The 8,661-nt window shown below is 39.6% G+C and carries 8 protein-coding genes, 16 tRNA genes and 1 rRNA gene; 20 read left to right on the top strand and 5 right to left on the bottom strand.

Annotation, left to right across the window (positions count from 1 at the left end; all coding sequences use genetic code 11):
- Nucleotides 1-187: 187 nt before the first annotated feature.
- From rrf to EBQ12_RS04865, 20 genes are all read left to right on the top strand, one after another.
- Nucleotides 188-303, top strand: a 5S ribosomal RNA gene (gene rrf / locus EBQ12_RS04960).
- Between the two features lie 9 nt (nucleotides 304-312).
- Nucleotides 313-387 (top strand) — tRNA-Asn (locus EBQ12_RS04955).
- A gap of 4 nt (nucleotides 388-391) precedes the next feature.
- A tRNA-Ser gene (locus EBQ12_RS04950) sits at nucleotides 392-482 on the top strand.
- 17 nt (nucleotides 483-499) lie between these two features.
- Nucleotides 500-574 (top strand) — tRNA-Glu (locus EBQ12_RS04945).
- Nucleotides 575-606: 32 nt separating this feature from the next.
- Nucleotides 607-682, top strand: a tRNA-Val gene (locus EBQ12_RS04940).
- Nucleotides 683-697: 15 nt separating this feature from the next.
- Nucleotides 698-774 (top strand) — tRNA-Met (locus tag EBQ12_RS04935).
- Between the two features lie 14 nt (nucleotides 775-788).
- Nucleotides 789-865: transfer RNA gene (locus EBQ12_RS04930), tRNA-Asp, on the top strand.
- Between the two features lie 19 nt (nucleotides 866-884).
- Nucleotides 885-960, top strand: a tRNA-Phe gene (locus EBQ12_RS04925).
- Nucleotides 961-966: 6 nt separating this feature from the next.
- Nucleotides 967-1,039: transfer RNA gene (locus EBQ12_RS04920), tRNA-Thr, on the top strand.
- Nucleotides 1,040-1,054: 15 nt separating this feature from the next.
- Nucleotides 1,055-1,139 (top strand) — tRNA-Tyr (locus tag EBQ12_RS04915).
- A 13-nt stretch (nucleotides 1,140-1,152) separates the two neighbouring features.
- A tRNA-Trp gene (locus EBQ12_RS04910) sits at nucleotides 1,153-1,226 on the top strand.
- Between the two features lie 24 nt (nucleotides 1,227-1,250).
- Nucleotides 1,251-1,326: transfer RNA gene (locus tag EBQ12_RS04905), tRNA-His, on the top strand.
- Nucleotides 1,327-1,335: 9 nt separating this feature from the next.
- Nucleotides 1,336-1,407, top strand: a tRNA-Gln gene (locus EBQ12_RS04900).
- Between the two features lie 7 nt (nucleotides 1,408-1,414).
- Nucleotides 1,415-1,489 (top strand) — tRNA-Gly (locus EBQ12_RS04895).
- 5 nt (nucleotides 1,490-1,494) lie between these two features.
- Nucleotides 1,495-1,565: transfer RNA gene (locus tag EBQ12_RS04890), tRNA-Cys, on the top strand.
- A gap of 14 nt (nucleotides 1,566-1,579) precedes the next feature.
- Nucleotides 1,580-1,668 (top strand) — tRNA-Leu (locus EBQ12_RS04885).
- 37 nt (nucleotides 1,669-1,705) lie between these two features.
- Nucleotides 1,706-1,787, top strand: a tRNA-Leu gene (locus EBQ12_RS04880).
- Nucleotides 1,788-2,004: 217 nt separating this feature from the next.
- Nucleotides 2,005-3,852, top strand: a complete 1,848-nt coding sequence (locus tag EBQ12_RS04875) for an AIPR family protein (RefSeq protein ID WP_164511633.1) — start codon at nucleotides 2,005-2,007, stop codon at nucleotides 3,850-3,852.
- 142 nt (nucleotides 3,853-3,994) lie between these two features.
- A complete protein-coding gene (locus EBQ12_RS04870) occupies nucleotides 3,995-4,789 on the top strand; it encodes a phosphotransferase (RefSeq protein ID WP_125589209.1) in 795 nt (264 codons plus the stop codon).
- A gap of 119 nt (nucleotides 4,790-4,908) precedes the next feature.
- Complete coding sequence (locus EBQ12_RS04865) at nucleotides 4,909-5,613, top strand: hypothetical protein (protein ID WP_125589207.1); 705 nt, start codon at nucleotides 4,909-4,911, stop codon at nucleotides 5,611-5,613.
- A 42-nt stretch (nucleotides 5,614-5,655) separates the two neighbouring features.
- On the opposite strand, the gene EBQ12_RS04860 is transcribed toward EBQ12_RS04865, so the two are convergent.
- From EBQ12_RS04860 to EBQ12_RS04840, 5 genes are all read right to left on the bottom strand, one after another.
- Nucleotides 5,656-6,201, bottom strand: a complete 546-nt coding sequence (locus EBQ12_RS04860; protein WP_125589205.1) for a histidine phosphatase family protein — start codon at nucleotides 6,199-6,201, stop codon at nucleotides 5,656-5,658.
- Nucleotides 6,202-6,272: 71 nt separating this feature from the next.
- On the bottom strand, nucleotides 6,273-6,464 hold the full coding sequence (locus tag EBQ12_RS04855) for a hypothetical protein (protein WP_125589203.1): 192 nt from the start codon (nucleotides 6,462-6,464) through the stop codon (nucleotides 6,273-6,275).
- Nucleotides 6,465-6,581: 117 nt separating this feature from the next.
- A complete protein-coding gene (locus tag EBQ12_RS04850) occupies nucleotides 6,582-6,875 on the bottom strand; it encodes a hypothetical protein (protein ID WP_125589202.1) in 294 nt (97 codons plus the stop codon).
- A gap of 64 nt (nucleotides 6,876-6,939) precedes the next feature.
- Nucleotides 6,940-7,629, bottom strand: coding sequence for a DUF1963 domain-containing protein (locus EBQ12_RS04845; RefSeq protein ID WP_125589200.1), 690 nt, complete (start codon nucleotides 7,627-7,629; stop codon nucleotides 6,940-6,942).
- Nucleotides 7,630-7,647: 18 nt separating this feature from the next.
- Entirely contained in the window at nucleotides 7,648-8,451 is an 804-nt protein-coding gene (locus tag EBQ12_RS04840; RefSeq protein ID WP_048003253.1) for a DUF2262 domain-containing protein, read from the bottom strand.
- Nucleotides 8,452-8,661 lie beyond the last annotated feature (210 nt).

The following is an 8,661-nucleotide window of genomic DNA, read 5'->3' as shown; positions in this document are numbered from 1 at the left end:
ATCAGGTTGATAGGTCTGAGGTGGAAGCGTGGTGACACGTGGAGCTGACAGATACTAATAGATCGAGGACTTAACCTATATTCTAATGTGAAAAATGAACATTGTTATCTAGTTTTGAGAGAACATTTTTCAAAAATCTCTTGATTTATTTGTAATACATAGTATAATATCTTTTGTCACTAAATTGTCTGGTGATGATGGCGAAGAGGTCACACCCGTTCCCATACCGAACACGGAAGTTAAGCTCTTCAGCGCCGATGGTAGTTGGGGGTTTCCCCCTGTGAGAGTAGGACATCGCCAGGCTTTCTTCATTCCGCAGTAGCTCAGTGGTAGAGCTATCGGCTGTTAACCGATCGGTCGTAGGTTCGAATCCTACCTGCGGAGCCAATTTGGAGAGCTGTCCGAGTGGCCGAAGGAGCACGATTGGAAATCGTGTAGGCGGTAACCCCGTCTCAAGGGTTCGAATCCCTTGCTCTCCGCCACAATTTACATAATAAAGGGCCCGTTGGTCAAGCGGTTAAGACACCGCCCTTTCACGGCGGTAACACGGGTTCGAATCCCGTACGGGTCACCATTTTTATAGAAATACATACCAGCATTTTATTCGGAGGATTAGCTCAGCTGGGAGAGCATCTGCCTTACAAGCAGAGGGTCGGCGGTTCGAGCCCGTCATCCTCCACCATATCTTTTATATCGTCGCGGGGTGGAGCAGTTCGGTAGCTCGTCGGGCTCATAACCCGAAGGTCGCAGGTTCAAATCCTGCCCCCGCAACCAAATTTATCTTTATTGGTCCGGTAGTTCAGTTGGTTAGAATGCCTGCCTGTCACGCAGGAGGTCGCGGGTTCGAGTCCCGTCCGGACCGCCATTTTTTAAAAAGAATACTTGGCTCGGTAGCTCAGTTGGTAGAGCAACGGACTGAAAATCCGTGTGTCGGCGGTTCGATTCCGTCCCGAGCCACCACTATTTGCCGGTGTAGCTCAATTGGTAGAGCAACTGACTTGTAATCAGTAGGTTGGGGGTTCAAGTCCTCTTGCCGGCACTGTTTTTCAAATGTGGAGGGGTAGCGAAGTGGCTAAACGCGGCGGACTGTAAATCCGCTCCCTCCGGGTTCGGCGGTTCGAATCCGCCCCCCTCCACCATTTTTATTTTCATAGGGGCATAGTTTAACGGTAGAACAGAGGTCTCCAAAACCTCCGGTGTGGGTTCGATTCCTACTGCCCCTGCCAATTATATGATTCATAACATCTATGGCGGTTGTGGCGAAGTGGTTAACGCACCAGATTGTGGCTCTGGCACTCGTGGGTTCGATTCCCATCAATCGCCCCATTTTATTATTGGGCTATAGCCAAGCGGTAAGGCAACGGACTTTGACTCCGTCATGCGTTGGTTCGAATCCAGCTAGCCCAGTTGATATGCGGAAGTAGTTCAGTGGTAGAACACCACCTTGCCAAGGTGGGGGTCGCGGGTTCGAATCCCGTCTTCCGCTCCAATTATGGCGGCATAGCCAAGTGGTAAGGCAGAGGTCTGCAAAACCTTTATCCCCGGTTCAAATCCGGGTGTCGCCTTTTTTGAAAAGACTGCCGGGGTGGTGGAATTGGCAGACACACAGGACTTAAAATCCTGCGGTAGGTGACTACCGTGCCGGTTCAAGTCCGGCCCTCGGCACCATTTTTTATTATTATAAGTTGCGCTCTTTAATGATCATGCCGGTGTGGCGGAATTGGCAGACGCGCACGACTCAAAATCGTGTTCCTCACGGAGTGCCGGTTCGACCCCGGCCACCGGTATTAACTTTACAAAACCTCAACTACAGAAAAAACGTCTTTCTACAATATTGTAGAAAGACGTTTTTTCTGTTTTGATGACTTTTAATCATCGAGTTTCGATTCCTAGTGTCGAGTTTTGTATTTGCTACAAGGGTGAAATTACTTATTTTCTGTATCCTTTTTTAGAGATTTAGTGTTAAAATTATCCTATACATTTCGTAACTAAGGAGAGATGAGTGTGGCTGTAGCAAAAAAAAACAAATACGACCAAATTTTACAAAAACAAATTGAAGAATCTATAGAGGAATATCTTAGTGAATGTGGAAGTAATGATTCCATAAGTGTGGGGGACAGTTTTTGTGAGTGGATACTTTATAACATATTCGAGTTAAGAGAAGACGAAGTAGCACAAGCTAAAGAGATAGGCGGGAAATTTGATAACGGTTTAGACGCAGTTTTTGAATATAACGGTGAAGTTCACTTATTACAATGTAAGTATAAGACATCTCATAATATTGACTCCACACAAAGGTTTATAGCTGATTGTCAGCGAGTATGTACAGAAGAACCAATTACCGAAAGAGATGCTGTAAAAGAAGCATGTAAAAATGTTAGAGAGTCATATCAAAATGATGAGATTATAAATTGTTACTATATTACAAACAACCACATAAGTGATTGGGAAAGAATGCAGATAAAATCAAATTTAAAACATCTTAGTATCGAGTTTAAGAATTTAAATTTCTTCTCATCTGATTTAGATGATATTCAGGAAAGTATAGAAATAAAAAAAGGACTATTACCAAAAGACTTTCGTGAAAAAACATTCAGGATGAATATAGAAGAAAATTTCTCTACTTTCGAAACGATTGTAGCAAAAGTAAGAGTTAAAGATTTTTCTCAATTTGTTAACGAAGGTGAAAAGCATCTTTTCCATTCAAATATAAGAAACTATTTAAAGAGTACTAAAATAAACAAAGGTATTAAAGATACTATAAGAAATGAACCAGAAAACTTTTGGTATTATAATAATGGGGTTACTGTGGTTTGTGATGAGTACTATGAAACTATGGGGAGCTTAGTAATGAAAGCACCACAGATAGTTAATGGGTGCCAAACTGCCAAAACTCTGGGTGATTTCTATAAACACAAGACTAATAAAGAACTCTCTGTTTTAGAATCCAATGGACACTTACTTGTGAAAGTAATTAAAACTAAACGAAGTGCTGAAGAGTCTCAGAAGAAAGAGTTAAGAGACAATATTACAAGGTACACAAATAGCCAAAATGCTGTTAGAGGACTAGATTTTTATGCTTTAGACCGATTTCAAAATGGCTTAAAAGATCGAATGAAAAATTTGGGTTATTTCTATGAAATACAAAGAGGGGCATTCATAACTTTAGATCAGAAAGAACAAGAATCCTATAGAGGTAATGATAGTTATAATTATCTACTTGAAAGTGTTAATAGAAAAAAGAAATTCGTTCTGCCTGCGAAAGAGGTAATTCAATCTTTTACAGCTGCTATAAAACTAATGCCGAATGTAGCTTATGGGCGTGCTAACGAATTGACTCCAGTAGGTAGTAGGTGGAAAGATATAATGAATGAAGATACTAAAGGTTTACCTTTAGAACACTTTCTCTTTCCTTATTTAATTCTAATGTATGCCAAAGAAGAATTGAAATATAAGAGTGGATCAAATGACTTTAGAGTTAATTCAGCATTCCTTTTTATTGCAACATATTTTTTATTAATTACAAAAATAGTCAATAAACATGCAGAGAAAGAATACGATTCTGCCGATAAAATAAATGTAGAAGTTTTTAAAGATATCTTTATTAATCAGAATCTTAATAAGCAACTATTACTGATTACTAATAGAACGCTGAGGTCATTCTTTAAAGATTTTTCAATTGAAGAAGCGATAGGAGATAACTTAAGAGGTTTTGTACAAAATAAAATGAAAAAAGGAAGCACTTTCTGGATTATTCTTGAAAGAAAAATTGATCATAATCTAGAAGATTTAGAATTTGAGAATATTGAAGTTTATGAAGAAATTAAGGAAATAATCACAAAAAATATTTAACTTCATATATTATTCCAGGTAACGCATTACAATAACCTTTATTTATTTCTGCAAAATTTAGTATAGTAAACGTCATGGGGATATTTCCACCTCTAGCTGACACAAGACATCATTGTGTCCACATTTTTAGGGGGGATTTTAAATGGAAAATCAAAATAACAATGAAGAATTGCTGAAAGGCGGGAATGTATCAAACGTCTATCGTTCGGGGGATACGGTTAGAAGGGAATTAAAGCCAGGTAATAGCAACATACACAAATTATTAAAGCATTTAGAAAAAAAGAATTTCTCCTATGCTCCAACTTTTTTAGGGGTTGATGAAAAAGGTAGAGAGATCTTGTCCTTCATTGAAGGGGTGGTCGGTCATGATCCCTTAAAAGAATACATGTGCTCTCACAATGCTTTAAAAGAAATAGCGAAAATGCTTAGACTGTACCATGATGCTGTTTGTGATTTTCCCATTTCAGACGATTGGGAACGAATGGACAATACGCCTAACAACATAGAGGTTGTGTGCCATAATGATTTTGCGATGTACAATATTATTTTCAACAATAAAAAGCCAGTGGGAATCATTGATTTTGATGTAGCTGCCCCTGGTCCAAAGCTTTGGGATATTGCATATACTCTCTATACTTGTGTCCCTCTCAGTAGGTTTTTTCGTACTGAAACAGGGGAGGTCGTAAATTATCATTCATTAGAGCATGCAGCCCATATAAAGTATAGAGTCAAACTGTTTTTTGAAGCTTATGGTGAGGAAATACCAGAAGATTATGTGGACATGGTGTTGCTGCGTTTAGAAGGTTTATGTCAATACATGAAGCGAAAAGCGAATGAAGGGGATAGAGCCTTTCAAAAAATGATTCATGAGGGGCACCTTGAACATTATCAAAAAGACATACAATTCATTTATGAACACAGAAAAGAATGGATTTGAGGATGCCAAGGGTTTTATAAAAGACAAAGGACAATTCATCTTTTTACTAGTTTCATGTGGATGTTACAATTGGTTATAATAGTTCAATAGAATGAATGTAAAGAGGCGGAGTTGTTATCTTGCAAACGAAGACGATATTACAGACTATGATTGAAGATGAGCGCTCACATGATTATCCGCTTTTTAGACAGTACTGTGTAAGGAAAGAACAGGGTCTGCGTAAAGATGCGTTAAAGGTTCTTCAGTCTTTTGTTGAAGAGATGAATAAGAACGAATTTACAGCACGGCGTTCATTTGTTGCTTGGCTGTTTGATTACATTGAACGTTTTGATGATGGTCATCATTTGCTTGTGTATCCATTGGTACATGGGGTGATCCACCCTGTTCTTCGAGAGTGGGAAAATATTGATCCAATGGATGTGAGACCGTATCGCTGGCAAGGCTTGTTTGTGCATCAGGGGGAAGGGCTGCCCTATTTATTGAAGGCACTAGAGATGGGAGGCAGCAAAGAGCAGCGAGTGATTGTTCAAATTTGCGAAACCTATTTCTCGGCTTTGTGGTATTCGTTTCATCATATACATGAAGATCTTTATTTAAGCACCTATGAGAAAGATCATGAGCGAATTCAAGGGATTCAAGATGTCATGAAACTGATCGAAGATAAAAATGTTCAAAGCAATGTTAAAAAACTAGCAGTCTACTATAACCAACTTTTATCGGACTGGAAGGAATTTCAGCAGACGCAGACAAGAGGTTTTGTGAAATGGTGTGCGGATCGTAAGAAGCCCTATGAGTGGGTACAGACATTTTACTATCACCAATAGTTGTTTTTCATAAGAAAAAGGCTGGGGTCAACCCTGCCTTTTTTATTTATGCCATATTCTTTCTATTTCTACATGGTCTGGTTTAAAATATTTCAGGATGTAGACATCTGGATTGCTTAGTTGTTTCCACTCCTTGAATCCAATTGCAGGATCGGCGTGTTTTAGAAGCAGGCTCATAATATTGCCATGAGTGGCGAATAAAGTATGATCTCTTCCTAATTTTATTTGTTCATAGAGTGCCTCTACAATACGATTCATCGCTTCTTGGCTCGATTCTCCGCCTTCACAGGTCATATGCAAGTCCGAAAAACTGAGCTTTAGTTTTTCATACCAATCCTTCATTGGTTGACTGCTTAACCTACGTTCAGAGAGACGCTTATCCATTTGTACCTTGATCTGTTTGGCATGAGCAAGGGGCTCAGCGGTTTGAATCGCTCGTTTATAAGGACTTGAGATGATGTGGTTGAGCTGAATGCCGGAAAAAAACTGTTCGAGTTCATGCGATTGTGTGATGCCTTGAGGCGTTAAAGACGCATCCTCGGATTGTCCATCTGCTTGACAGTGTCTGACGAAATAATATGTCTTCATAGGGGGGACACCTTCCTCTAAGTATAAAAAAATCATCCAATATTGGATGAGGGTTCACGAAAGTTTAGGTTCTATTTGTTCGTGTCTGCTTCTTTGTATGGATCTATCAGTTTTGAGGTTAGGTCTAAGTTGAACAAAAAATCATCTACGGTGTCTGTGCCAAAGGGAAGAGTGGAAAAGTTAATTGGGATGCTGTCTTCTTGCATATCTGAAGTAATCGGCTGTTTGTGCTGCTTTTTTCTCCAGTTCTTAAACAAGCGCATGTGAGGCCCCCTTTTCTAAAAAAAGATGGATTTATACATAATATACGGGGAGAGTTGTCCGAGCGTCAATTGTTTTCTTCAAAAGGATTTATTACATTTGTACGAAAAGAGCCACAGCTAAGTGCGGCTCTTTCCGTGTTTTGACATGGCACGGTGTATGGCTTGTTGTACCTTTCGTTCGCATCTGATGTTGTATGGCTTCTTATGGAGTTTACTCGTCTTAAATTGACCAATTACACGGCGGACTCCTTGATCATAAATGATCAGCTCTCTGCTCGTTTGATCATTTAATAACGCTTGAAACCAGCTGTATTTTTTTAGCTGTGCTGCATTTCGTGATATATCATCTTCATCTACCTGTAAAAAAGGGATATATAGAGCAAGAATGAAGATGTCTAAAATGAATCCCATATTACCGGCCCCCTTCATATCGTTTATTACGTTTAGAAAGGGGAATGGTTCCATACAATTGGTTTTAAAAACAATCCCAGTGCATGAACCATTCTTTATTGTCTTTGTCGTAATAGAAATACATCGTGCCGTTATCACCAATCATGAACCGAGGTTTTTCTTCTGAGGCGATTTGCAGCATGAATTCTCCTGACATCTGGTGGGGAGGAGGTTGGATGTAAGCTCCGTATCCACCGATTTTTGTGAACGAGTAGTTTGAGTAATGCTCGAAGAAATGATCTGTCGCTTCTTCACTTTCATTAACCTCTGATAAGTCAACGTATGACCAAGCTTCCTCCCAGCATGGATAATCCGGTTGTTCCCCTTCGAGCCACTCTATCTGAAAAGGTTTAATTCCTTTCACGTCTTCAGGGGTCTCAGCGATTTCTAAACCTTCCATTGATGAATATTCAATGATTTTCCAGCCATCACCGTTTTTGGCGATATCGATCGGAAGGGTTTTCTTGTTGATGAAAATTTGAATCATCTTACATTCATCAAAGCCGTTCATTCCCCCTGGTACTTCGGGTAAATACATTTGTAAAATGGGAATCATAGCTCCATCTTGATCTGCCGGCCACTCTTTATCACGTTGGATGAAAAAATGACCAGCAAACCAGCTGTACTTAGATGGATCAGGGCGAAACCCGCCTATTTTGGCTACAATAGGTGTTTTTCCTAGTTGATTTAATTCTTCAAAAGCTTTGATCTTCATTTATCCATCCCCCATTCTTTAGCCAGCAATGTGTGCATCTTGAAACGTTCCATTCATATTGCCAGAGACAATGATGACATGTCCCCAAAATAAATCTCCGTCATGATAGTAGGCTTCGAATTCTCCATTTGGATAAGCATGGAGGCTTTCAAGAGAGATGCGGCTGATAAATTGATCCGGTGTGATCTCTTCTGAATTTTCAGCGGAGTCGTCTTGTTCCTGCCAATCTTTTGCTAGTTCAATTAGCTGATTTGCTGCATATGACTTCATGGAGGCATCCCATGTTGTCTGCTCTTCTACGAGTTGTCTAGCCGTTTTCAGAGAGTCATTCATTTCTTCCTCTTCTTCAAGATTGAAGTAAAGAAGGCACTCCTCATTGCCCCACTGTATGGTTGTTTCAAATAAGTCCAGTCCTTTCACTAATTCAAAGGTACCCAGCTTGTCATCGTGGTAAAAGATAGGTTGTTGAGCTTCTTCTAATATTTCTTGAAGTTCCTTATCTTCAGTATCTGTATCAACAAGTGAAACGAGCATAAATTCACCTTCACCTTTACGTACTTGAAGTGTGACGATAGATTCTTTATGTAATTGCGCTTGTTTTTCTCGTAATCCCTTTTCATCTGTTAACCAGCACAGTCTCACTTTTTCGGTTATGATGCGGTCTTTTTCCTTCCATGCAATGAGCGGGATTGAAGCAGTCCAAAGAGTCTCTTTTCCTGCTTTTCCTGCGCCGACTCCAGAAGGTCCTGTAACAGCCATGATGTCTATCACTTCTTCTGAGAATCTTTGTTCAAATATGTTGATTTGTTTGTTTGATTTCATAGGATGTCCCCCAGCTTGATTTATTTGATGGAGCTATACCTTTATCACACCTTACATTGGTAGGGGAAATCAAGCTTTTTTTACTTAAAACTGTTTTTAGGTTTGTGGCAACAGAGAGGATACATGGATTGTAGGAGGTTGAGTCACAATAAAAAAGCAAATCGGTTCGGATTTTGTATAAATTTGGCTAAGTGAGTCGAAAAGCCTAGG

The organism is Bacillus sp. 2B09 (assembly GCF_003946835.1).
Lineage (GTDB): Bacteria > Bacillota > Bacilli > Bacillales > Bacillaceae > Bacillus > Bacillus altitudinis.
Note: the sequence above shows the minus strand (reverse complement) of the source record. Positions and strands in the feature narration are given on the sequence as shown.